We start from the raw sequence: 21,082 nt of genomic DNA on the forward strand, positions 1-21,082 counted from the left end.
TCCCACCCCCGACCCGAAAGGTCCCGTACTCCCCATGCCCGAGCTGGTGTTCTTCTCCGGAACGATGGACTGCGGAAAGAGCACGCTGGCTCTGCAAATCACCCACAACCGTTCGGCGCGCGGCCTGGTGGGCGTGATCTTCACGCGTGACGACCGGGCGGGCGAGGGCAAGCTCTCCTCGCGCCTCGGCCTGGTGACGGAGGCGGTCGAGGCGGGCGAGGGCATGGACCTGTACGCGTACCTGGTCGGCGAGCTGTCCAAGGGCGGCCGGGCGGACTACGTGATCGTGGACGAGGCCCAGTTCCTGGCCCCGGAGCAGATCGACCAGCTGGCCCGCATCGTCGACGACCTGGACATGGACGTCTTCGCCTTCGGCATCACGACGGACTTCCGCACGAAGCTCTTCCCGGGTTCGCAGCGCCTGATCGAGCTGGCGGACCGGATCGAGCAGCTGCAGGTCGAAGCCCTGTGCTGGTGCGGGGCCCGCGCCACCCACAACGCCCGCACGATAGACGGGGAGATGGTGGTCGAAGGCGCCCAGGTCGTGGTCGGCGACGTGAACCGCCCGGCGGGGGAGATCGGCTACGAGGTGCTGTGCCGCCGTCACCACCGCAAGCGGATGACGAGCGCCGCGTCGCGGGCGGGGGCGCTGTCCCCGGACGTGCTGCCGGTGACCTCCGGCTGACACCCCGGCTCGAAGGCCTCAGGTCATCGCTCGGGCGAAGATGCGGGGACGGCTTCGGCCGCAGGGGCGGCGGGATCGCCGGTGTCGTGTGAGGGACCGGGGCGGGTCAGGCCGGCGCGGTTGAAGAGGTACGAGGCGAGAAGGACGCCCGAGACCACGAGCAGGCCGCCCCAGAGTTCGTGGAAGGTAGGCGTCCGGCCCTCCCACAGGAGGTTGAAGGCGGCGCCGAACACCGCCTCCATGCCGATGACCGGCCCCATCACCGTGGCGGGCAGCCGGCTGGAGGCGCGGTTCCAGAACCAGGTCGCGCACCACGAGCCGAGGACGGCGAGCGCCACGCACCACGCGAGGAACGGCCACAGCGTCCCGGCGTCCGCGAACGGCGACGGGCCGCCGCCGGTCAGCGCGAGCGGCAGCAGGAACAGCGATCCCAGGCAGGCACCGAGCCCGATGCAAGCGGTCCAGGTGGTGCCGTCGATGGCCGGCCGGGCGCGCTCCAGGGTCCTGCGGTTGACGATGACGAAGAAGGACCACGCGGCGGAGGCGAGGAAGCCGAGTGCGAGACCCTGGACGAGGTCGCGGGCGTCGGAGGAACGGTTCGCGGGGGCACCGCTGTTGACGAGCAGGAGACCGATGGAGATGACCACGACGGGGAGGAACAGCTTCCGCCAGGCGAGCACTTTCTCGGTGAGGTTCGACACCAGCGTGACCATGAGCGGGATCAGCCCCGTCATGGTCGAGGCGAGGACGCCGCCGCCGAGTTCGGCCGACATCGCCAGCAGCAGGTAGAAGCCGATGTAGCCCACGACGCCCAGGTAGACCGCCGTCAGGCGGTGGCGGGTGTCGAGAGCGCGCAGGCTCCCGCGGTGCGCGAGGAGCACGACCAGGGACATCACCCCGAAGACGGCGTACCTGCCCACGACCAGGTAGTAGACGTTGACGGGGGCCACGGCGGCCGGACCGAGGAACGTGAAGCCCCACAAGGCCGTTGCCGTGAGTGCGGCCGGCAGACCGACCGAATAGCCGCCGTACGCCCTGAATGTCATCGGTGCACCTTACTTGCTCTGCCTGCTTGATTCCCCGGTGGGGCGAGGACGACACGGGTGCGCGTGTGCGCCTCGACCGAGGCGCGGCTGTAGTGCAGCGGGAAGGATCCGTCCTGCGCCCACGTGTCGTACAGGTCGTCCCAGTGCGGGCTGTCGGGGCGGCCCGACTGGCCGGGAGCGTTCACCACCCGCGAGCGGTCCCACGCGCCGACGTCGACGACGATGCGGAAGCTCGCGCCCTCCTGCTGGCGGAACTCGCTGTCGTAGCTCGTGTTCAGCACCGTGTCCCCGCTGCCGCCGCGCTCACGCCGGGGCAGGCGGGGCACGGACAACCGGTCGCCGAGCAGGGGGGACAAGGGGTGGGCGGGGGCCGCGTGGTGCAGGCTTCCCCATCGCCAGCGCGCCGGGTCGTCGCCCAGCAGGGCCCGGGTTTCGGCCCAGGCCGCGGTCAGCGAGTCGATGAGGACGCGGTCCAGGACGGCGGGGCCGACGGAGTCGGCATCGGTATCGGCATCGGCGAGGGTGTCCTCGGCGAGGGTGTCGAGCAGAGCCAGGTCGGTGCGTACGTCGACGCCCAGTTCCTCGTCGACGAGGAGGCGCGCCAGCGCGTCCGGCAGGCGGGCGGGCGGGACCAGCGGCGCGAGGGCGTGGCGCAGCAGCGCCGGGCGCAGGTGACGCCGCTGCCAGATCTGGTAGAGGGCTGCCGCGGCGGAGTCGGTCCGTTCGTCGGCGTCCCAGGCGTGCAGGAGCGCGACGGCGGAGCGAAGGCCGGGGTGGGTGTCCCCGCCGTTGCGACCGCCCCCGTCGCCCCGGTCCCCGAGGCGGTCGGCCACCGTGGCCAGGATGCGGCGAGCGGCACTGTTGACGGTGTCGGCCTGGAGGCGCAGACAGTCCTCGACGGTGATCCCCTTGGTGTCGCCCAGGACTTCGGCGATGCGCTCGTAGCGGTATCGGTGGTCCCAGTCGAAGCCCACGGTGCAGCGGTCGTGGGGGAAGTCGTCCGGGAGGTTCATCTCGTTGGCGCTGGCGAGCCGTTCCTCGGGCGGGTCGATCACGGTGGGCAGGGCGTCGGCGGGGTGCGTGCCGTCCCATTCGTACCGCCCGTCACCGGGGACCGGAAGCAGGCCGTCCCAGTTGGGGCGGACCGGGACCCGGCCGACGGGGCGCAGGCCGATGGTCCCGTCGGCCGTCGCCCAGACCATGTTCTCGCCGGGTGCGCCCCAGCGGTCGAGGGCATCGAGGAAGTCGTCGGTGGTGCGCGCCCGCAGCAGGTTCAGCCCGCCCAGATAGGGGGCCATGCCCGGTTCGAGCCAGGCGGCCCGCACGGCGAAGGCCCGGTGGCGATGGTGATCACGGTGGACCACCGGCCCGTGCCGGGTGAAGCGGAGCTCGACGTCGACGGGGTCCGCGCCCGCCACGGGGACGCGTTCGCGGATCACCCGCATCGGCTCCCAGCCGTCGTTGTGGAGGTAGCGGTCGGGGTCCTCGGGGTGGGTCTCGTAGACGTACAGGTCCTCCTGGTCGATGGCGAAGATGGTCAGGCCGAACGCGAGGTGCCCGTTGTGGCCGACGGACAGGCCCGGCAGCGCGGGCTCGCCGGCGCCGATCGCGTCCAGGCCGGGAGCGGACAGGTGGACCAGCCGGCGCAGCGAGGGCAGCGAGATCGAGCGGTGCGGGTCGTTCGCGAGCAGGGGACGGCCGGTGGCGGTGCGCCCCGGGGCGACCACCCAGTTGTTGCTGCCCTCCGGCCGGATGCGGGGCGACGGCGTGCCCGGAGCGGCGAAGTCGACGGGTGCGGTGGCGAGCCGGTAGACGGCCAGGACGTCATCGGGGATGTCGGCCGGGTCGAGGCCTTCGGGGACGCGGAGGGCGCGGGCGGGCTCCCGGACCCGGCGCAGGTCCTCGACCTCGGGTCCGAAGTCGCGCAGGGTGACGGCCCGGGCGACCTCCTGCTCGACGTTGCCGAACAGCCCGTGGCTGCGGATGAGCGCCACGTCCTCGGGCCGCCACCGGCCGGGGCGGTGGCCGACGGCGTGGAACTCCGGCGGCAGCAGGTCGGGGCGCCGCTCGCACAGGTCGACGTACGCGTTCACGCCCGCGGTGAAGGCGGCCGCGACGCGGGCGGTGCCGGGCCCGTAGGCCCGCCATTCGGCGTCGAGTTCGCCGCGGTACAGGAACAGGCGGGCCGCGCGGTCACGGGCCGTGAACGACTCGCCGAAGGCCTCGGCGAGCAGCCCGAGGCCGCGCCGCCGCCACAGGTCGAGCTGGAACAGCCGGTCCCGGGCGGCGTCGAAGCCCTGGGCCAGGAACAGGTCGTCCTCGCAGGTCGCGTACAGGTGGGGGACGCCGTGCGTGTCGATGAGGATCTCGACGGGGGCGCTCAGCCCCGCGACCGTGTACTCCTCGCAGTCCTCGTGTGCCGCGTATCGGCTCATGTCATCGGCCGCTCTCGGCGGCGTACGCGGCTCCCAGCCGGCGCACCTCGGCGACCAGGTGGTCGAAGTCCGCCACGGACGAACGGTGGTTGTTGTTCGCGACGCGCAGGACGAACTTCCCGTCGAGGACGGTGTGCGAGGGCATCGCGATGCCCTCCGTCTGGAGGCGGTCGAGAACGGACCGGTTGACGCGGTCGAGCGCCTCGGGCGCCGCGCCCGGCCATACGTAGCGGAAGCAGGCCACGTTCAGCTCGCTGCGGGCCGCGAGTTCGAGGTCGTCGGCCGCCTCGACCAGCTTGACCAGGTGCGCGACCTGCGCGATGTTCCCGGCGATCGAGTCGGCGAACGTACCGATGCCGTACGTCTTGAGCGCGAACCACACCTTCAGCGCCCGGAAACGGCGCGACTGCTCCACACCGCGGTCGGAGAAGGCCAGCGGGAACGCGGCCGGCCCCCGGGCCGTTTTGCTGATGTAGTCCGCTCCGGATCGGAAGGCGGCCTCCAGGTCACCGTCGCGCCGGGTGAGCAGGCAGCTGACGTCGAAGGGCATGTAGAGCCATTTGTGCAGGTCGAGGACGAGGGAGTCGGCCTCGGTCATGCCGTCGAGGAGAGGGCGGTGGGAGGGCAGGAGCTGGGCGAACGCGCCGAAGGCGCCGTCGACGTGGTACCAGAGGTCCTCGTCGCGGGCGATGGACAGGAGGTCGGCGAGCGGGTCGACGGCCCCGGTGTTGACGGTTCCGGCGTTGCCGACGAGGAAGAGCGGATGCAGGCCCGCGGCCCGGTCGGCGCGGATGGCGGCCCGGAGGGCTGCGACATCGATGCGGAAGTCGGCGCCGACGGGGATGCGGCGGAAGAACCGCCCGCCGATGCCGAGTATTTCGACGGCCTTCTCGACGGAGTGGTGGGTCTCGGTGGAGCCGTAGACGGTGAACTGGATGCCGGACCCGGCGGCGCCCTCCTCGCGGATGCCGGGCGCCCTGGCCGCGCGGGCGGCGGCCAGTGCGGTGATCTGGCCCATGGAGGCGCCGCTGGTGAGCAGGCCCGAGCCGGTCCCGGGCCAGTGCAGGGCCTCCCCGATCCAGCCGAGCACCTGCTGCTCGACCATCATGGCGGCGTTCCCGCCGGAGCCGAGGGTGCAGTTGATCACCGAGGCGAGGAGGTCGCCGTACGCGGCGACGGGCACACCGGAGCCGTTGGCCCAGCCCCAGAAGCGGGGGTGGATGTTGCCCCGGGGGAAGGGCTGGATGGTACGGCGGAACTCCTCGTACACCTCGGCCATCGGCCGGCCCTCCTGGGGCAGGCCGGTCCGGAACGAGGCGGCGATCGCGTCGGGGACCTGTTGCCAGACCGGTTGGTCGCGGATACCGGAGAGGTGGTCTGCGATGTCGTCGATCATCTGTTTGCCGAGGGCCCGGAACTCGTCCCAGTCGGCCGGGTCCAGGGGAGGGTGGGGATGCATGTCGTGTGGTCCTCGTCTTCTGTGTGGCGGGCTGCGCGTGACTGCGGACGCGGCGGCGCGGGCCGGGGCGCGCCCCCGCGGACGGCCTAGGCGCGAGAGGCCAGCGGCCGCAGCGTGGCGCCGGGGCGCGGCCCGGCGCCGCCGGTGAAGGCGGGGTACCGCTCGGGGTGATAGAGCGTGTGCATCGGGTGCGTCTCCCCGCGCAGCGAGGCGAGGACGGCGCGGGCGATGGCGGGCGACTGGGCGAAGCCGCCGGTGTTGTGCCCACCGGTGACGACGTAGAGGCTCCCGTCGGGGCCGAGGGGTTCGCAGTGGTAGAGGCCGAGTGACGTCGTGGTCCACGGGCGTACGCAGTACTTGAAGCCGTAGCTCTCGTGGGGGTGTGACGAGGCGGCCGGTTCGTCGCCGTCGGGGAAGAGCCGTTCGATGGTGTCGGCGACGCCGGCGCGCATGGCGGTCAGCTGCCGCTCGTCGGGCTCGCCGGCGGCGCCGGTGTAGCCGTATCCGGATCCGACGATCAGAACCTCCCGGCCGTCGCCGTCGCGGGCCACGGTCACGTTGGCGTCCTCGGTGACGTGGCCCCGGCGGGCGACCTTGAGCGAGTTGCGCAGGGCCGGAGTGTGGTTCCGGGCGCGCATCCAGCCGCCGAGCACTCCGTGGATCAGGCCTTCGCAAGGGGTGCCGCGCAGGAGTTCGGTGCCGTGGACCCCGGGCGAGGCGACCACGTGGGCATGTTCGGGAACGGGCACGGCGGAGTCGAATCCGGTCACGGCGCCGTCCGTGCCACGGCGCACACCGGTGACCGTGGTGTCCCAGTGGAAGCGGCCGCCGAGGTCCGTCAGGAGCTCGATGGCACGCTGGGTGAACTTGTGCACGTTGACGGTGAAGCCGGGGACGAGGATGCCGCCGGCCAGCGTGCCGCCGCGCGCGGCGGCCGCGAGAGCGGGGTGTTCCCGCGCGAGGTCGGCTGGAGACAACTCGCGCAGTACGGCGCCGATGACTCGGTGGCGGGCCAGGGAGGCACGGAGGTGGGCCGGGTCGGAGTAGACGCGCAGGATGTCGTCGGTGAGTACGACGTCCTCGAAGAGCCGGGGGAAGCGGGCGCGCAGCGCGGTCCACTCCCGTCCGGCCTCGGCGCTGAGGGAGAAGATGTCCGCGTTGTAGGTGCGGGCCAGCCAGGACGGGATGGCCTCGAACTCGTCGATCCAGGCTTGCTCCTGCGGGGTGAGCGTCTCCGGGTCGCGGGCGAGCCACCCGTGTTTCTCGACGGAGTGCCTGAACCAGTCCGGGGCGTCGCCGTGGAAGTCCTGGTTGCCGTAGTTGTCCATCTCGGTGAAGGTGAACATGCGGGCGTCGTCACCGGCGTGGGTGCAGCCGTACGCCTCCCAGCCGGCCGTGCCGGGAGCGGGGGAGCGGTCGACCACGGTCACCCGGTAGCCGTTGTCCGCCAGGTGCAGAGCGGTCACGAGGTTGACGACGCCCGCGCCGATCAGGAAGACGTCGCGGGGACCACCCGCCTCGGGGGCGGCGCCGGCGGGTACGGGGCGGGCGAGGGCGGCGGCGCGCTCGCAGTGGGCCAGGGCGGTGGCGATGGCGTCCAAGCCGGTGCCGTCGAGAGGGAACTCGTGGACGGGATGGACCGGGTGGGCGCGGGGCGGTAACTCCCGGGCCGTTCCCGTGCCGCTGCCCGCCGGGACGGCGTAGGCGACGTGGACCGGCCCGGCGGTGTGCTGGGCCCAGGTGCGCAGCAGGGCGTCGTCGGGCCGGCGGGTGGCGATGAGGGCGGTGGCACCGTGCAGGAGCAGGGCGTCGAGCAGTCGGTCGTCGGGGGCGGAGTCGGCCGAAGGGTCGTGGACGACGTTGCCGGAGCGCAGGAAGTCGGTGGCGGCGAGGTCGGGACTGGGCAGGGTGAGCAGAATCTTCATCTCGCGGGGAGTCCTGTTCGAGCCGGTGGGTGCGAAGGGGGGAGGGGCGGGGTGGGGCGTGCCGCCGGCGGCGAGGGGCGGTGCCCTCGCGCAGGGGCGGCATTCAGCGTGGGCCGACCCGGAAGGGCAGGGGGCGTCGCAGCATCCGCAGCCGGGCGCCGTCGGGGCCGTCGAACCGGAGGCCGGCGCCGGACCAGCCGTCGCGGAAGGCACGGGCCAGCTCATCGGTGGCCGAGAACGGGACGATGAGCTCGGCGGACTCGGCGGACTCGGCGGAGCGGGTCGGGCCGAGCCGGCGGGCCGGTGGCGCCGCCCAGGGCTCCGGATAGGGCCGGTAGAGCAGGAAGCGCAGCCTGCCGCCGAACTTCTCGACGAGGGCCACGGGTTGGAACTCCGCGTCCATCAGGGTCCGCACACCGTGCGGATTGGCCGGCGAACTGGTGGCGAACACGTGCCGCACACCGCTGTCCGCGAGGTCGCCCAAGGCGCGGAGGTTCATGAGCCGGGCCAGTCCGTGGCCTCGCCACGCCGGCATGACGGCGACGGTGTCCCAGTGCGCGACGGTGTCGTACTGCGCCGCCGGCAGGGTCGTGTCCTTGGCCAGGTTGAACGGGCGGTCGCGCGGAAAGTAGACCATGCGGTAGGCGACGGGCTCGCCCTCGTGCACCACGCGGTAACAGCGGCCGCCGTCGGCGAGGCAGTACGCGATGAACTCCGGCGTACTGGTCTGGAAGACGGACGGGTCGGGCAGGGTGGAGCGGATCCGCTCCTGAAGGCAGAGGAGCAGGTCGAGGTCGGCGGGGCCGAGGCGCTGGACGTCGAAGGTCATGACGCGCCGACCGCGGACACGAAGGCGGAGATCAGCGGGTCGGTCCGGTCGTCGTCGGCCGGCAGCTCCGGGTGCCACAGGACACCGACGGCCCACGGGCCGTCCGCGTCCTCCCGCTCGAAGGCCTCGGTCAGGCAGTCCTCGGCTTGGGCGGTCACCCGCCACCGGAGCCCGCCGGGGAGCTGTTCGCCCAGTCCCTGGTGGTGGTAGGACGTCACTTCGACCTTTGCTTCGCGATACGCGTCTGCGACTCTGCCGGCCGGTGCCAGCGAGACGACGTGCCGGGAGGTCTCGGTCAGGGAGGTCCGGTGGAGCACCTGCCCGTCGTTGACATCCGGGATGTGCGGTATCAGAGGGTTGCCGGTGACGGACCAGAGGATCTGCGAGCCCCGGCAGATGCCGAGTACGGGCAGACCGTAGTCGAGTGCGAGGCGGGCGAGGCGTAACTCGAAGGCGTCGCGCCGCGGGTGGTACGTGTAGTCGGGCTGCCGGGCCGATCCGCTGCAATAGGCGGGGTCGATGTCCTCGCCGCCGGTGAGCAGCAGGCCGTCAACGGTCTCCAGGAACTCCTCGCAGAATTCCGGATCGAGCGCTGGGATGACGATCGGCAAAGCGCCGGCGCGAACCACCTGGTCGATATAGCCCCGGTGAATACTGTGGCTGTCGATCGCGGGTCGAAATCGAGAGGTCACCCCTATTCGAGGCCGACCGGACGAGGATGTCACCATTACCCAACCCCCGGTTGGAGTGCATGACGCCATGACGTAATCAATTCTTCTCGTCTGCCGGGCCCCCCGCTCCGGGACGGCGCCGGAGGCACTTCGCCAGACGAGCGGGACGGAACGCTAGCCGACCTCCAGACCGTGACGCAAGATCACAGAACGACCGATACGCCTGCTTGACGGCCCCCCGACGGGAAGACCTCCATTCCAGTGGGTGATGCCCGCAAGGGTTGTCGAGCACCTCCTGCCTGGCCTTTCTCTTCGCATTTCGTGAATCCTCCAAGGCTCCGGATGGTTGGCGGTGCCATGGATCCGGGTCTTGTACTGAACCGACGCCCTCCGCTGTGCTGCCGCTGACGGGTCGGAGCCCGCCCCTCGTTTCCAGTCAACCGGGCCCTGATTTTCAGTCAGCTCGCTTCAGGGTGATCGCCAAAAACTTGCGACGGTGACAGGCTCCCACAAGAACGCCGCAATGACCGGCGAGCGTGAACTTCCGCGGTGCGCACGCCTTTTCCGCCACTGCGTGCCCCAGCCGACCCGGCGTTGCCACGGCCTGATACCAACACGGGAGAGACACCGAAATGGGCCAGCGATCCGCCCGCACCCCCAAGGACCTCTTAGCCTCCAAGCTCATCGACGAGGGCGACCTTCCGGCCATCGCCGACGTCGCCCAGCGCTACGCGGTGAGCATCACCCCTGCCATCCAGGACCGCATCTTCGAACCCGACGACGGCGTGGGCCGCCAGTTCGTCCCCACCAGCCTCGAACTGATCACCACGCCGGAGGAGAACGACGACCCCATCGGGGACGATCCGTTCACTCCCGTGAAGGGCGTCACCCACCGCTACCCGGACCGCGTGCTGTTCAAGCCGGTCCATGTCTGCCCCGTCTACTGCCGGTTCTGCTTCCGCCGCGAGGTCGTCGGTCCGGGCGATCAGATGCTCAAGGACGAGAGCCTGGAAGCGGCGCTGGACTACATCCGGGCGCACCCGCGGATCTGGGAGGTGATCTTCACCGGCGGTGACCCCCTGATCATCGCGCCGACGAAACTGCGGCCCATGCTGGAGGCGCTCGACGCCATCGAGCACGTGAAGGTCATCCGCTTCCACACCCGGGTGCCCGTGGTGGACCCGCGCCGCGTGACCCAGGACATGGTCGACGCGCTGCGCCTGTCCACCCCGGTCTGGGTCGTCGTCCACACCAACCACAGCCAGGAGATCGGCGACGACGCCCGCACCGCGCTCGCCCGGCTCGTCGACGGAGGCATCCCCCTCGTCAGCCAGACCGTGCTGCTGAAGGGCGTGAACGACACGCCCGAGGCCCTCGAAGACCTCTTCCGCACCCTGATCGTGCACCGGGTCAAGCCGTACTACCTGCACCAGGGCGACCTCGCCAAGGGCACCGGCCACTTCCGCACCACGATCGCCGAGGGGCAGGAGCTCATGCGGAGGCTGCGCGGCCGGGTCTCCGGCATGTGCCAGCCCACGTACGTCCTGGACATCCCCGGCGGTCACGGCAAGGTGCCGATCGGACCGGTCTACCTGTCGGACGACGCCGGCCGGGTCACCGACCCGTGGGGCGAGGAGCACGTCTACCCCCCGAAGAGCACGGACGCGTAAGGCCGCGAAGGAGCCGCACCCCAGATGACCAGGCGACCGAGCCGCACCATCCTCTCGAACCTCAACAGCGACACCATGGTCGAGAACCCCACCGCCCGCTACCTGCGGGCCATGGCCGTCCCCACTCCGCGCATGCTGTGGGAGGCCGAGCCCGGCGACTGCGTCGTCATGCTCGCCCCGTGCCCCGCGTCCTTCCGGGAGTACGTCGCCCGTACCCTCGACCTCGACGTGGACCGGGTCGACATCGTCGCGCCGCCCGAGACGGCTCTCGTCCACCCCCTGGAGATGGCGGACGCGCTGGGCGCCGGCGCCAAGCTGACCGCCCGGCCCGTGCTGGACGCGTTCGCCCTCGACCGCCAGGTGCTGGACTTCGCCCGCCGTACGGGCGTGCGGCTCCATCCGTACGAAGCCCTGCCCGACGACGAGGTCCTGGACACCGTCCGGCACATCAACACCAAGGCCGGCATCCGCGAGACGGTCCTGTCGTTGGGACTTCCCGTCGCGGCCGGCGGCTTCGCCACGACCCGCGCCGAACTGACGGACCGGGTGGTCGCCTTCCTCGCCGACCACCCGGCCGCCATCGTCAAGGCGAACCGGTCCTCGACCGGCTTCGGCAACATCGTGATCGAGGCGGGAGCGCGCCACACCCGGGAGCACCGGGTCACCGCGGCCCTCGCCGACGAGACCGACCGCGCCTCCGGCTGGATCTACGAGGAGTTCCTGCCGCTGACCGCGTCCCCGAGCTACGAGATGGCCGCCGGGGAAGACGGGGTCACCGACTACTACAGCTGCGACCAGCGGACCGTGAACAACGCCTGGACCGGCATGGTCACACCGGCGCTGGACGGACCGTCGTCGCCGGCCATGCGCAAGGCGGCAAGGATGATCGGAGAGTGGCTCCACGCCCGGGGCTACCGAGGCATCTTCGACGTCGACTGCGGTACGTATGAGGGCGGTTACATCGTCACCGAGGCGAATGTGCGCACCACCGGCGGGACATATCTGGAGAAGCTGGCGCGCCGTCTGAGGCCGGCGGAGGCCCCCGTGCACTGGCGTGCCGACGGCCGGTTCGGCGCCCACACCGGCGGCCCGGACTTCGCGGAGGCCGTACGCCGGCTCGACGCGGAGGGGTTGGGTGACCCGGCCGGCCCCGTCCGGGCCGTGCTCACCACGGACACCCGCGACATCGACGGCAAGTGGCGCTACCTCGTGGTCGGAAACGATGCCGACTCGGTGGCCGATGCGGAAAAGACCATGGAGAGGGTTCTCGAAGTCCCATGAGCACAGTGATCACTCGAGGGCAGCGCGGCCTGCTGCCCTTGCTCGTCGCCTCCATCCTGTGGGGTGTCTGGACCACCGGTGAGAAATTCGGTCTGGGGGGCATGTCCGTCGTCACGCTGCTCGCCGTGACGCTGGCCTCGGCGACGGCCCTGCTGTGGGCGATCCTGCTCCGCCAGGGACACCAGCGGCCGACGCGCGAGCAGCTGAAACTGCTCGCGCTCCTGGGATTGTTCGAACCCATGCTCGGCTATGGGGCGATCGGCCTGGGCCTGGCCTACATCAACGCCGCCGACGCGGCCCTGTTGGACGGGACCGAGGCGGTCTTCATCGTCGCGCTCGCCGCGTTCCTCAACCGCCGGATGCCGACCGGCAGGGCCATCGCCGGCGTGGTCCTCGCGGCGGCGGGGGTGGCGCTGCTGGGCGGGCCCCGGGCCGATCTGGGGCTCGAACTCGGGTCCCTGCTCGTGCTGGCCGGCTCACTGGCCGCGGCCATCGCCACCATGATCGCCGGCCGGGCCGTGGCCGACATGACCCCGCTGGTGGTGACGGCCTACCAGTTCGCCTTCGGTCTCCTCTTCACACTGCCCCTGCTGGCCTGGCAGTGGGCCGCCGGCGACCGTGCGCTGACCCCCTCCGCGCACCTGGGCCACTGGCTGGTGGTGATGGTGGTCTGCGGTTTCGGACTGGGCATCGCCTACCTGCTGTACAACCGCGCCATCACGCAGGTCTCGGTGAGCGCGGCGGGCATCATCCTCAACATCATCCCGGTCTTCGGTGTGGCCGCCGCGATCATCTTCCTCGACGAGGCGATCACCCTCTGGCAGTTCATCGGTGCCTCCCTGATCATCGGCGGCATCTTCCTCTTCACGGAAGCGGATCTGGACGAGTGAGACCGGCCGGCCCGGACCCCTCGTCGACCGCCGCCGCATGACCTCGGCCGCCGCCCTGGTCCCGTGGCCCGACGAGGGTGAAGACCGCGCCCTCCGGGTCCGCGACCGTGGCCTGGCGGCCGCGCAGCCCCTCGCGGGGCGGGTCGATGACGCGGCCGCCGAGGTCGGCGACGCGGGCCGTGGCCGCGTCGGTGTCCGCCACCTCGAAGTACGCCATCCAGTGCGGGCCGCGGTCGTGCGGCAGCGAGCGGCCCACACCGTGCACCGCGGCCACCGGCCGGCCCTCCAGGTTGAGGGTCAGGTAGTCGAAGTCGTCGGAAGCCGTGCCGTGCGCCAGCGCCTCGTGGCCGAAGACGTGCTCGTAGAACTTCCCGACCGTCGAGGTGTCCTGGGTGACCAGCTCGTTCCAGACGGGGGTGCCCGGTCCGCCGGGCAGCCGGGTGCCCATGCGGCTCTGTGCCTGCCACAGCCCGAAGATCGCGCCCAGCGGGTCGGAGCAGATCGCCACCCGCCCCGCGATGCCCGCGTCCAGCGGGCCCACCGCGACCGTGCCGCCGCACGAGCGCACCGACTCGGCGGTCGCGTCGGCGTCGTTCGTGGCGAGGTACGTCGTCCAGGCCACCGGAAGATGCCGGTCCGGCGGCATCTCGCCGATTCCGGCCACCTCCCGGCCGTTCAGCACGGCGCGTACGTACGGGCCGAGCTGCTCGGGTCCCGGTACGTACTCCCAGCCGAACAGGTCGGCGTAGAAGTCCTCGGTGGTCCCGAGTCCGTGCACCATGAGGCTCACCCAGCACGGGGTACCGGGCGTGCGCCGGGTTGCTTCCGCTGCCTCGGTCATGTCAGCCGTCTCCTCCGTCGTACCGCTTACCGGTGCTGATGCTTCCACTCCGGAGGACCCGGCGCGCCCCGACCGCGCCGGATCGCGGGGTCCTGGCACGGAGTTGACCGGATCGGTGCGCCCCGCCGATGACGGGCTTGTTACGCCCGTTGCGGGCGGGGAGGAAGATGGCCGGCATGACTGCGAAAGATGCGATCCTCTCCGCCGCCGAACTGGGGAACGAGCTGGCGGGCTCCCGGCCGCCGGTGCTGCTGGACGTCCGCTGGCAGCTCGGCGGCCCCGACCAGCGGCCCGCGTACGAGGCCGGGCACCTGCCCGGCGCGGTGTACGTCGACCTCGACCGCGAACTGGCAGGTCCGCCGGGGGCCGGCGGGCGCCACCCGCTGCCGGACCCGGAGGCGTTCGGGGCCGTGATGCGGCGGGCCGGCGTCTCGGCGGACGTGCCCGTCGTTGTGTACGACGGCGGCCAGGGCTGGGCGGCCGCCCGCGCGTGGTGGCTGCTGCGCTGGACGGGTCACCCGAACGTGCGGGTCCTGGACGGGGGATTGGTCGCGTGGACGGCGGCCGGGGGCGCGGTGACGGCCGATCGGGTGACTCCCGAGGAGGGCGATTTCAAGCCAACCCCGGGCGCGGTCGGGCTGCTGGACGCCGACGCGGCGGCCGTACGGGCGCGCGAAGGGGTACTCCTCGACGCCCGGGCGGGGGAGCGGTACCGCGGTGAGGTCGAGCCGATCGACCCGGTCGGCGGCCACATCCCGGGCGCGCTGTCGGCGCCGACCGTGGAGAACGTGGGCCCGGACGGGCGCTTCCTGCCCGCGGACGCGCTGCGCGCCCGGTTCGAGGGGCTCGGCGCCGCCGAGGGCGGCGGCCCGGTGGGCGTGTACTGCGGCTCGGGGGTCTCCGGAGCCCACGAGGTCCTCGCACTGGAGGTGGCCGGCATCGCGTCCGACCTCTACGCGGGCAGCTGGTCGGAGTGGTCCTCGGACCCGGCCCGCCCGGTGGCCACGGGCCCCGACCCCCAGTAGGGGGCGGGCCGGGAGGCGTACCGCCGCCGGGTCGTCCCCGGCGGCGGTGCCGCTACTCCTGCTTCTTGCGGCGGGTGCCGAAGACGATCTCGTCCCAGCTCGGCACCGCCGCGCGCCGCCCGGGGCGGACCCCGTCGGCCTCGGCCTGGCGGTCGGTGGTGCCCGTCAGGCGGTCGCGGTGGCCCGCCACCGTGCGCGGCATCAGGACGTCGGCGTACGCGGAGCCCGCGCCGGCCGAGGCGGCCGGGGCCGGCGGCTCCTCCGCCTCCGGTTCCGTCGCCGGGGCGTCGGGGCGCTCGGGTACCACCATGTCGCCGCGGAAGCTCGGGACCGCCTCCAGCAGGCTCGTCAGGGTGTCCCGCTCCTCCTCCGGGTCCGGTGCGGGCGCCGGCCGGTTGTCCGGCCGCTCCAGCTGCCGGTCCAGGGCGCGGTCCAGCGGACGGTCGCGCGGCAGCCGCGCGATCCTCGGCACGAAGGGGAAGCTCGGCTCCGGCGTCGCCGGCAGGTCCTCCGACTCGCCGATCAGGGAACGGGCCTCGTCGTCCACGGCCACGACCAGCCGGCGGGGCGGGTCGTAGGTCCAGCTCGCCGAGTGCGGCTCGCCCACGACCCGGTAGACGAGGAGGACCTCCCAGGTGCCGTCGTCGCGGCGCCAGGAGTCCCACTGCACGGATTCCTTCTCGGCCCCGCGCAGGGTCAGCCGCTCCTGCACGGCCTCGCCGAGCTGCGGCCCGGTGTTCTCGCCGGGACGGCGCACGGGGGTCTTGCGGGCCCGCTCGGCCATGAAGGCGCGCTCGGCGAGCACGGGGCCCTCGAAGCGGCGTACGCGGTCGACGGGGATGCCGGCGAGTTGAGCGACCTCCTCCGCGGAGGCACCGGCCCGTATGCGGGCCTGGATGTCGCGGGGGCGGAGGTGGCTCTCCACCTCGATCTCGATCTGGTTCAGGCGTGCGCGATCGTTGCGGACGGCGGCGCGGAGCCGCTCGTCGATCGGAAGCGTGTACTCCGTGCTGTCCGCAGCCTTGAGCACCAGTCGTGTGCCGTCATTTGAGACGGCCACGACACGCAGTTCGGGCATGGGGACCTCCCGGGTGGTGCCTGCCGACGTCACGTGCGTCGCTGCTTCCGCTAGTCGAGTGTGGCCTGCCCGGGTGCAGCCTGCCACAACCTTGCCGAGTTAAACCGGCGTGTCGGGCATGCGCCCTTGATCGCCGTTATGGCACGGTTACCTGTTGGGCACGCACAGTGACCGAACGGTTACTGTGCGCAGCAGGAGCCCGTGCAATTCCGCGGCATCACCGGTCTTGAGTGCCGTTCTCCATCAGTCGGCCCCCTCTCCCGAGTCCGGACATCCGAAAGGAAGGACGGCCCCAGGGCTCGCCACAGTACTCCATTCGGGCCACCTGGGTGGACCGCCGCGCCGCCGAAGTTTCCCCGGACGGCGGGAGTTGGGCTGCCCTCCGTCGGGCCCCACCTGCACCCTCCGTCCGATTTCAGGTGTCTTGCTTCACAGAATCACCAGAAACGGAACTATCTGCTTCGCTCAGCGGTCGGTAACTGCTGGAAGAGGAGAAGCGTGAGAGGCGGGACACACACGGGATGTCGACGGGTCAGAAGACGACGCAGGACGCCGGGGACGCACCGGAGAAGAAGAAGCTCGACCTGAGCGCGGCCCAGGTCGCGGGCTCCTCCCTCGCCACCGTGGCGGCGGCCCTGCTCGCCTCGAAGATGGGCGTCTACGGGACCATCCTCGGGGCCGGCGTGGTCAGCGTCGTCGCCACCGCCGGCGGGCCGGTCATCCAGCACTTCTTCCGGCGCACGGGCGACCAGCTGCGCGAGAGCGCCCGGACCGGGGCCCGCCGGGTGCCGCCGCCCCACGGGGAGCGGGAGCCGGCCGACGCCGTGACGGCACCGCACACGGCCGCGCCCACAGGGGAGTTCGGCGAGGAGTTCGGCGAGGCCACCGTGCACGGCACCCGGGTACGGGGCTGGAAGCGCACCGCGGTGGCCTCCGGAGCCGCCTTCGCCCTCGCCATCGGCGGCCTCGGCACCTACGAGGCGATGGCCGGCACCTCCGTCAGCAGCGGCGGCGGCACCCTCTTCTCCGGCGGTACCCGCAAGGCCGGCCAGGACGGGCCCACGACGCCCCGGGAGGAGCCTGCGGGCGGCGGGAAGGGCGGCAGGACCCCCGGTCCGGGGGCCACCCCCGACTCCTCGCCCGCGCCCGGCGGCCCGAGCCCGAGCCCGAGTCGCGACGCCGGCGGCAGTCCACGTCCCGACCCCGGCACCTCCGGTTCCGGGGGTCCGACGCCCGGCCCCTCCCCCTCGCGGCAGACGCCGACGCCGACCCCCGCGTCGCCGACCCCGCCACCGGGTCCTGACGCGTCGACACCGGCGCCGCGGCAGAGCGCGCCCTGACGCCGCGTGAGGCTGGGCGGCGACCCGGCCGGACCTCAGTCGCCCAGGACGCGCCGCAGGTAGTCGTTGCCGAAGACCCGGCCCGGGTCGAGCCGGTCCCGCAGCGCGGTGAACTCGCCGAACCGCGGATAGACCGACGCGAAGTACTCCGCGTCCCGCGTGTGCACCTTGCCCCAGTGCGGCCGGCCGCCGTGCGCGGTGAAGATGCGCTCGGCCGCGGTGAAGTAGGCCTGGTACGGGGTGCCCCGGTACATGTGCACCGCGACGTACGCCGTCTCGCGCCCCGAGGCCGTCGACAGCGCGATGTCGTCCGCCGGAGCCGTCCGCACCTCCACCGGGAAGCTGATCCGCAGCCCCGAACGGTCGACCATCGCGCGCAGCTCCCGCAGCGCCTCGACCACCCGCTCGCGCGGAAGGGCGTACTCCATCTCCACGAACCGCACCCGCCGCGGGCTGGTGAACACCTTGTACGGGATGTCCGTGTAGGTGCGCGCCGACAGGGCGCGGCTGGCCACGCGGGCGATGGAGGGGATGGTGGCGGGCACCGCGCGGCCCAGCGAGTTCACCACCTGGAAGAGGCCGTTGGAGAGGAGCTCGTCCTCGACCCAGGCGCTCACCGGTCCGGGCGGGGCGGCGGGGCCCTGGCTGCGGTTGTTGCGCTTGGTGTTGCAGTTGCCGGTGTGCGGGAACCAGTAGAACTCGAAGTGCTCGTTCTCCGCGAAGTGCTCCTCGAACTCCGCGGTCACCCGGTCGAAGGTCATGGGCTCCTCGCGGGCGGTCAGGAAGAAGAGCGGCTCGACGGCGAAGGTGATCGCGGTGACGATGCCGAGCGCGCCGATGCCGATCCGGGCCGCCGCGAAGACCTCGGGATTCTCCTTCTCCGAGCAGACGAGCAGCCGGCCGTCGGCGGTGACCAGCTCCAGGCCGCGGATCTGGGCGGCGATGGACGCCGAGTCGCGGCCGGTGCCGTGGGTGCCGGTGCTGGTGGCGCCGGAGACCGTCTGCTCCATGATGTCGCCCATGTTGGTCAGCGACAGGCCCTCCCGGGCCAGGGCCCGGTTCAGGTCCTTGAGGACCGTGCCCGCCTCCACCGTGACGGTGCCGGCGGTCCGGTCGACGGCCCGGATCCCGGCCAGGGCGTGGGGGCGTACGAGCACCCCGTCGGTCGCGGCGGCCGCGGTGAAGGAGTGGCCGGTGCCGACCGCCTTCACCCGCAGTCCCTCTTCGGCGGCCCGGCGGACCGCCTCCTGGAGCTCCCCGACCGAGGCCGGGGTCACCACGCGGGCGGGCGTGGCGGTGACGTTGCCCGCCCAGTTATGCCACGTGGTGGCCGGCCTGCTGTTCCCTGCTGTCCCCGCTGTCGCCGTCGCCATCGCTAGAGGGCTCCTCCCCTTGCGCCGGCCTCGTCAGCCGGCGGTATCCCGCGAACGCCACCGCCGCCGCGGCCACCCCCGCCGAGATGGAGACGACGTACCCGGTCCGCGCGCCGGCCGCGTCCACGACCCAGCCGGTCACGGAGGACCCGAGCGCGATGCCGACCGCGAGGCCGGTGCTGATCCAGGTCATGCCCTCGGTCAGCTTCGCGTGTGGTACGTGCGCCTCGATCAGGGCCATCGTGGTGATCATCGTGGGAGCGATGGCGAGGCCCGAGACGAAGAGCGCCACGGCCAGAATCGGAAGGTTCCCGGCCAGTAGGAGGGGGATCATACTCACGGCCATCGCACATACGCCCAGTACCCAACGGCGTTCTGTCCGGCCTTTGAGATGCAGCAGGCCGAAAACGATGCCGGCCAGGCAGGAACCGAGGGCCCAGACGGCCAGGACGAAGCTCGCCGAGGACTTGCTGCCCTGCTCCTCCGCGAAGGCCAGGGTGGCCACGTCGATGGAGCCGAAGATCGCGCCGGTCGCCACGAAGGTGGCGGTCAGCACCTGCAGGCCCGGCGAGCGCAGGGCCGAGGTGCGCTCCGCGTTCTCGTCGCGCGGGTGCGGGGCGGGCTCGGTGGAGGTCTGGGCGGTGAGCAGCCACACGCCGACCATCAGGCAGACGGCGGCGATCAGCGGCCCGGCCTCCGGGAACCAGGTGGTGGACAGTCCGATGGCGAGGATCGGGCCGAAGATGAAGCAGACCTCGTCCACCACCGACTCGAAGGAGTACGCGGTGTGCAGCTCGCGCGGGGAGTCCCGGTAGATGACGGTCCAGCGGGCACGGATCATCGAGCCGACGCTGGGCACGCAGCCGGCGATCGCGGCGCAGACGAAGAGCGTCCAGTCCGGCAGGCCGTTCGCGGCGGCCAGCAGCAGCCCGGTGACCGCCGCCACGGAGATCAGGGTCGCGGGTCGCAGGACGCGCCGTTGGCCGTACTGGTCCACGAGCCGGGAGACCTGGGGGCCGATGACCGCGGCGGCGAGCGCGAGCGTGCCGGTGAGCGCGCTGGCCATGGCGTAGCGGCCGGTGATCTCGGAGATCATCGTGAGGATGCCCACGCCGACCATGGATATCGGGAGCCGGCCTATGAGGCCGGCGGCGCTGAACCCCTTGGTGCCGGGGGCCGCGAATAGGGCGCGATAGGGACTGGGCAAGGGCCCTCCGTAAGGGACGTCGTGGGCCCATACAGGTTACGACCGCCTACCGGGCACCCGCACGGGGAAGGTTCCGGACTCGGAACTAAGGTTTACCTTACCTTTGCTCCGCACCTGCTCCTGGCCGGGCCGCTTCTCCCGCGGGGACGCCGGGTGGCAGGATTCGAGGCATGTCAGACCAGCTCCTCCCGCCCGCAGGCGGGCCCGCCGCCCCGTACGACGCCCTCCTGCTGCTGTCCTTCGGCGGCCCCGAGGGACCCGACGACGTCGTGCCGTTCCTGGAGAACGTCACGCGCGGGCGCGGCATCCCGCGCGAGCGGCTCAAGGAGGTCGGGCAGCACTACTTCGGCTTCGGCGGGGTCAGCCCGATCAACGGGCAGAACCGCGCGCTGCTGGACGCGCTGCGCAAGGACTTCGCCGGCAACGGGCTGGACCTGCCGGTCTACTGGGGCAACCGGAACTGGGCCCCGTACCTGACCGACGTGCTGCGGGAGATGGCCGCCGACGGCCGCCGCCGGATCGCGGTGCTCGCGACCAGCGCGTACGCCTCGTACTCGGGCTGCCGGCAGTACCGCGAGAACCTCGCCGACGCCCTGGCCACCCTCGCCGAGGAGGGACTGGAGCTGCCGCGGGTCGACAAGCTGCGGCACTACTTCAACCACCCCGGCTTCGTGCAGCCCATGATCGACGGGGTGCTGGCCTCGCTCGCCGCGCTGCCCGAGGACGTCCGGGACGGGGCCCACCTCGCCTTCACCACCCACTCCATCCCGACGGCCGCCGCGGACGCCTCCGGCCCCGTGGAGGACCACACCGGGGGCGGCGAGGGCGGTGCCTACGTCAGGCAGCACCTCGACGTCGCCCGGGTGATCGCGGACGAGGTGGCCGCACGGACCGGGACCGCGCACGCCTGGCAGCTCGTCTACCAGTCCCGCAGCGGCGCCCCGCACATCCCGTGGCTGGAACCGGACATCTGTGATCACCTGGAGGCCCTGCACGCCGAGGGCGCCCCCGCCGTCGTGATGGTGCCCATCGGCTTCGTCTCCGACCACATGGAAGTCCTGTACGACCTGGACACCGAGGCCACCGCCAAGGCGGCCGAACTGGGCCTGCCCGTCGCGCGCTCCGCGACCGTCGGCGCCGATCCGCTGTTCGCCGGGGCCGTACGGGAGCTGGTGCTGGAGCGGGCCGCCAAGGAGCGCGGGGAGCCGGCCGCGGAGTGCTGGGTCGGCGCGCTGGGGCAGAGCCACGACCTGTGCGCGGTGGGCTGCTGCCCGGCGCGCGGCCCCCGGCCGGCGGCCGCGGGCGCCGACAGTCCGTACGCCTAGGA

17 protein-coding genes are annotated in these 21,082 nt (G+C 72.2%); 7 read left to right on the forward strand and 10 right to left on the reverse strand.

Annotated elements, in window-relative coordinates; all coding sequences use genetic code 11:
• Positions 1-34 precede the first annotated feature (34 nt).
• Positions 35-685, forward strand: a complete 651-nt coding sequence (locus ACFYZ4_RS17425; protein WP_351292704.1) for a thymidine kinase — start codon at positions 35-37, stop codon at positions 683-685.
• A 23-nt stretch (positions 686-708) separates the two neighbouring features.
• Here ACFYZ4_RS17425 and ACFYZ4_RS17430 read toward each other — a convergent pair whose 3' ends face one another.
• From ACFYZ4_RS17430 to ACFYZ4_RS17455, 6 genes are all read right to left on the reverse strand, one after another.
• On the reverse strand, positions 709-1,731 hold the full coding sequence (locus ACFYZ4_RS17430; RefSeq protein ID WP_390784264.1) for a DMT family transporter: 1,023 nt from the start codon (positions 1,729-1,731) through the stop codon (positions 709-711).
• Positions 1,728-4,166: a penicillin acylase family protein gene (locus tag ACFYZ4_RS17435; protein WP_390784265.1), complete on the reverse strand. Its 2,439-nt coding sequence runs from the start codon at positions 4,164-4,166 to the stop codon at positions 1,728-1,730. The genes ACFYZ4_RS17430 and ACFYZ4_RS17435 overlap by 4 nt, the downstream gene beginning before the upstream one ends.
• Position 4,167: 1 nt before the next feature.
• Positions 4,168-5,625 (reverse strand): pyridoxal phosphate-dependent decarboxylase family protein, encoded by a 1,458-nt coding sequence (locus ACFYZ4_RS17440; protein WP_390784266.1) that lies wholly within the window; start codon positions 5,623-5,625, stop codon positions 4,168-4,170.
• An 86-nt stretch (positions 5,626-5,711) separates the two neighbouring features.
• Positions 5,712-7,550 (reverse strand): NAD(P)/FAD-dependent oxidoreductase, encoded by a 1,839-nt coding sequence (locus tag ACFYZ4_RS17445; protein ID WP_390784267.1) that lies wholly within the window; start codon positions 7,548-7,550, stop codon positions 5,712-5,714.
• A gap of 103 nt (positions 7,551-7,653) precedes the next feature.
• Positions 7,654-8,379 (reverse strand): GNAT family N-acetyltransferase, encoded by a 726-nt coding sequence (locus ACFYZ4_RS17450; RefSeq protein WP_390784268.1) that lies wholly within the window; start codon positions 8,377-8,379, stop codon positions 7,654-7,656.
• On the reverse strand, positions 8,376-9,107 hold the full coding sequence (locus ACFYZ4_RS17455; protein WP_390784269.1) for a gamma-glutamyl-gamma-aminobutyrate hydrolase family protein: 732 nt from the start codon (positions 9,105-9,107) through the stop codon (positions 8,376-8,378). Before ACFYZ4_RS17455 ends, ACFYZ4_RS17450 begins: the two co-directional genes overlap by 4 nt.
• Before the next feature lie 575 nt (positions 9,108-9,682).
• On the opposite strand from ACFYZ4_RS17455, the gene ACFYZ4_RS17460 reads away from it, so the two are divergent.
• The 3 genes from ACFYZ4_RS17460 to ACFYZ4_RS17470 are packed head-to-tail and all read left to right on the forward strand — an operon-like array spanning position 9,683 to position 12,891.
• The gene (locus ACFYZ4_RS17460) at positions 9,683-10,720 is read left to right on the forward strand and encodes a lysine-2,3-aminomutase-like protein (RefSeq protein ID WP_384340739.1); all 1,038 of its coding nucleotides are present in this window, start codon (positions 9,683-9,685) and stop codon (positions 10,718-10,720) included.
• Between the two features lie 24 nt (positions 10,721-10,744).
• Positions 10,745-12,001, forward strand: a complete 1,257-nt coding sequence (locus tag ACFYZ4_RS17465; RefSeq protein WP_390784270.1) for a hypothetical protein — start codon at positions 10,745-10,747, stop codon at positions 11,999-12,001.
• Positions 11,998-12,891, forward strand: a complete 894-nt coding sequence (locus ACFYZ4_RS17470) for a DMT family transporter (protein ID WP_351292721.1) — start codon at positions 11,998-12,000, stop codon at positions 12,889-12,891. The genes ACFYZ4_RS17465 and ACFYZ4_RS17470 overlap by 4 nt, the downstream gene beginning before the upstream one ends.
• On the opposite strand, the gene ACFYZ4_RS17475 is transcribed toward ACFYZ4_RS17470, so the two are convergent.
• Positions 12,866-13,732: a VOC family protein gene (locus tag ACFYZ4_RS17475; protein WP_384340743.1), complete on the reverse strand. Its 867-nt coding sequence runs from the start codon at positions 13,730-13,732 to the stop codon at positions 12,866-12,868. The genes ACFYZ4_RS17470 and ACFYZ4_RS17475 overlap by 26 nt on opposite strands.
• Positions 13,733-13,908: 176 nt before the next feature.
• Here ACFYZ4_RS17475 and ACFYZ4_RS17480 point away from each other — a divergent pair, with 176 nt between their 5' ends.
• Positions 13,909-14,757, forward strand: a complete 849-nt coding sequence (locus tag ACFYZ4_RS17480) for a sulfurtransferase (protein ID WP_390784271.1) — start codon at positions 13,909-13,911, stop codon at positions 14,755-14,757.
• 52 nt (positions 14,758-14,809) lie between these two features.
• On the opposite strand, the gene sepH is transcribed toward ACFYZ4_RS17480, so the two are convergent.
• Complete coding sequence (gene sepH, locus ACFYZ4_RS17485; protein ID WP_351292727.1) at positions 14,810-15,868, reverse strand: septation protein SepH; 1,059 nt, start codon at positions 15,866-15,868, stop codon at positions 14,810-14,812.
• Positions 15,869-16,356: 488 nt separating this feature from the next.
• Here sepH and ACFYZ4_RS17490 point away from each other — a divergent pair, with 488 nt between their 5' ends.
• Positions 16,357-17,175, forward strand: coding sequence for a hypothetical protein (locus tag ACFYZ4_RS17490; protein ID WP_390784272.1), 819 nt, complete (start codon positions 16,357-16,359; stop codon positions 17,173-17,175).
• A gap of 35 nt (positions 17,176-17,210) precedes the next feature.
• Here ACFYZ4_RS17490 and ACFYZ4_RS17495 read toward each other — a convergent pair whose 3' ends face one another.
• Both ACFYZ4_RS17495 and ACFYZ4_RS17500 read right to left on the reverse strand, forming a co-directional pair.
• On the reverse strand, positions 17,211-18,548 hold the full coding sequence (locus tag ACFYZ4_RS17495) for a D-arabinono-1,4-lactone oxidase (RefSeq protein WP_384340747.1): 1,338 nt from the start codon (positions 18,546-18,548) through the stop codon (positions 17,211-17,213).
• The gene (locus tag ACFYZ4_RS17500; protein ID WP_351292733.1) at positions 18,490-19,755 is read right to left on the reverse strand and encodes an MFS transporter; all 1,266 of its coding nucleotides are present in this window, start codon (positions 19,753-19,755) and stop codon (positions 18,490-18,492) included. Before ACFYZ4_RS17500 ends, ACFYZ4_RS17495 begins: the two co-directional genes overlap by 59 nt.
• Before the next feature lie 170 nt (positions 19,756-19,925).
• Here ACFYZ4_RS17500 and ACFYZ4_RS17505 point away from each other — a divergent pair, with 170 nt between their 5' ends.
• Positions 19,926-21,080, forward strand: coding sequence for a ferrochelatase (locus ACFYZ4_RS17505; RefSeq protein WP_390784273.1), 1,155 nt, complete (start codon positions 19,926-19,928; stop codon positions 21,078-21,080).
• Positions 21,081-21,082 lie beyond the last annotated feature (2 nt).

This window comes from Streptomyces sp. NPDC001513, assembly GCF_042894695.1.
GTDB lineage: Bacteria > Actinomycetota > Actinomycetes > Streptomycetales > Streptomycetaceae > Streptomyces.

Excerpts from the sequence above, each read along its gene's own strand:
- ACFYZ4_RS17465 (WP_390784270.1), top strand. The coding sequence starts at position 10,745 with ATGACCAGGCGACCGAGCCGCACCATCCTCTCGAACCTCAACAGCGAC.
- ACFYZ4_RS17505 (WP_390784273.1), top strand. The coding sequence starts at position 19,926 with ATGTCAGACCAGCTCCTCCCGCCCGCAGGCGGGCCCGCCGCCCCGTAC.
- ACFYZ4_RS17435 (WP_390784265.1), bottom strand. The coding sequence starts at position 4,166 with ATGAGCCGATACGCGGCACACGAGGACTGCGAGGAGTACACGGTCGCG.
- ACFYZ4_RS17480 (WP_390784271.1), top strand. The coding sequence starts at position 13,909 with ATGACTGCGAAAGATGCGATCCTCTCCGCCGCCGAACTGGGGAACGAG.
- ACFYZ4_RS17470 (WP_351292721.1), top strand. The coding sequence starts at position 11,998 with ATGAGCACAGTGATCACTCGAGGGCAGCGCGGCCTGCTGCCCTTGCTC.
- ACFYZ4_RS17490 (WP_390784272.1), top strand. The coding sequence starts at position 16,357 with ATGTCGACGGGTCAGAAGACGACGCAGGACGCCGGGGACGCACCGGAG.
- ACFYZ4_RS17455 (WP_390784269.1), bottom strand. The coding sequence starts at position 9,107 with ATGGTGACATCCTCGTCCGGTCGGCCTCGAATAGGGGTGACCTCTCGA.
- ACFYZ4_RS17425 (WP_351292704.1), top strand. The coding sequence starts at position 35 with ATGCCCGAGCTGGTGTTCTTCTCCGGAACGATGGACTGCGGAAAGAGC.
- ACFYZ4_RS17495 (WP_384340747.1), bottom strand. The coding sequence starts at position 18,548 with ATGGCGACGGCGACAGCGGGGACAGCAGGGAACAGCAGGCCGGCCACC.
- ACFYZ4_RS17450 (WP_390784268.1), bottom strand. The coding sequence starts at position 8,379 with ATGACCTTCGACGTCCAGCGCCTCGGCCCCGCCGACCTCGACCTGCTC.
- ACFYZ4_RS17445 (WP_390784267.1), bottom strand. The coding sequence starts at position 7,550 with ATGAAGATTCTGCTCACCCTGCCCAGTCCCGACCTCGCCGCCACCGAC.
- ACFYZ4_RS17475 (WP_384340743.1), bottom strand. The coding sequence starts at position 13,732 with ATGACCGAGGCAGCGGAAGCAACCCGGCGCACGCCCGGTACCCCGTGC.
- ACFYZ4_RS17440 (WP_390784266.1), bottom strand. The coding sequence starts at position 5,625 with ATGCATCCCCACCCTCCCCTGGACCCGGCCGACTGGGACGAGTTCCGG.
- ACFYZ4_RS17460 (WP_384340739.1), top strand. The coding sequence starts at position 9,683 with ATGGGCCAGCGATCCGCCCGCACCCCCAAGGACCTCTTAGCCTCCAAG.
- ACFYZ4_RS17430 (WP_390784264.1), bottom strand. The coding sequence starts at position 1,731 with ATGACATTCAGGGCGTACGGCGGCTATTCGGTCGGTCTGCCGGCCGCA.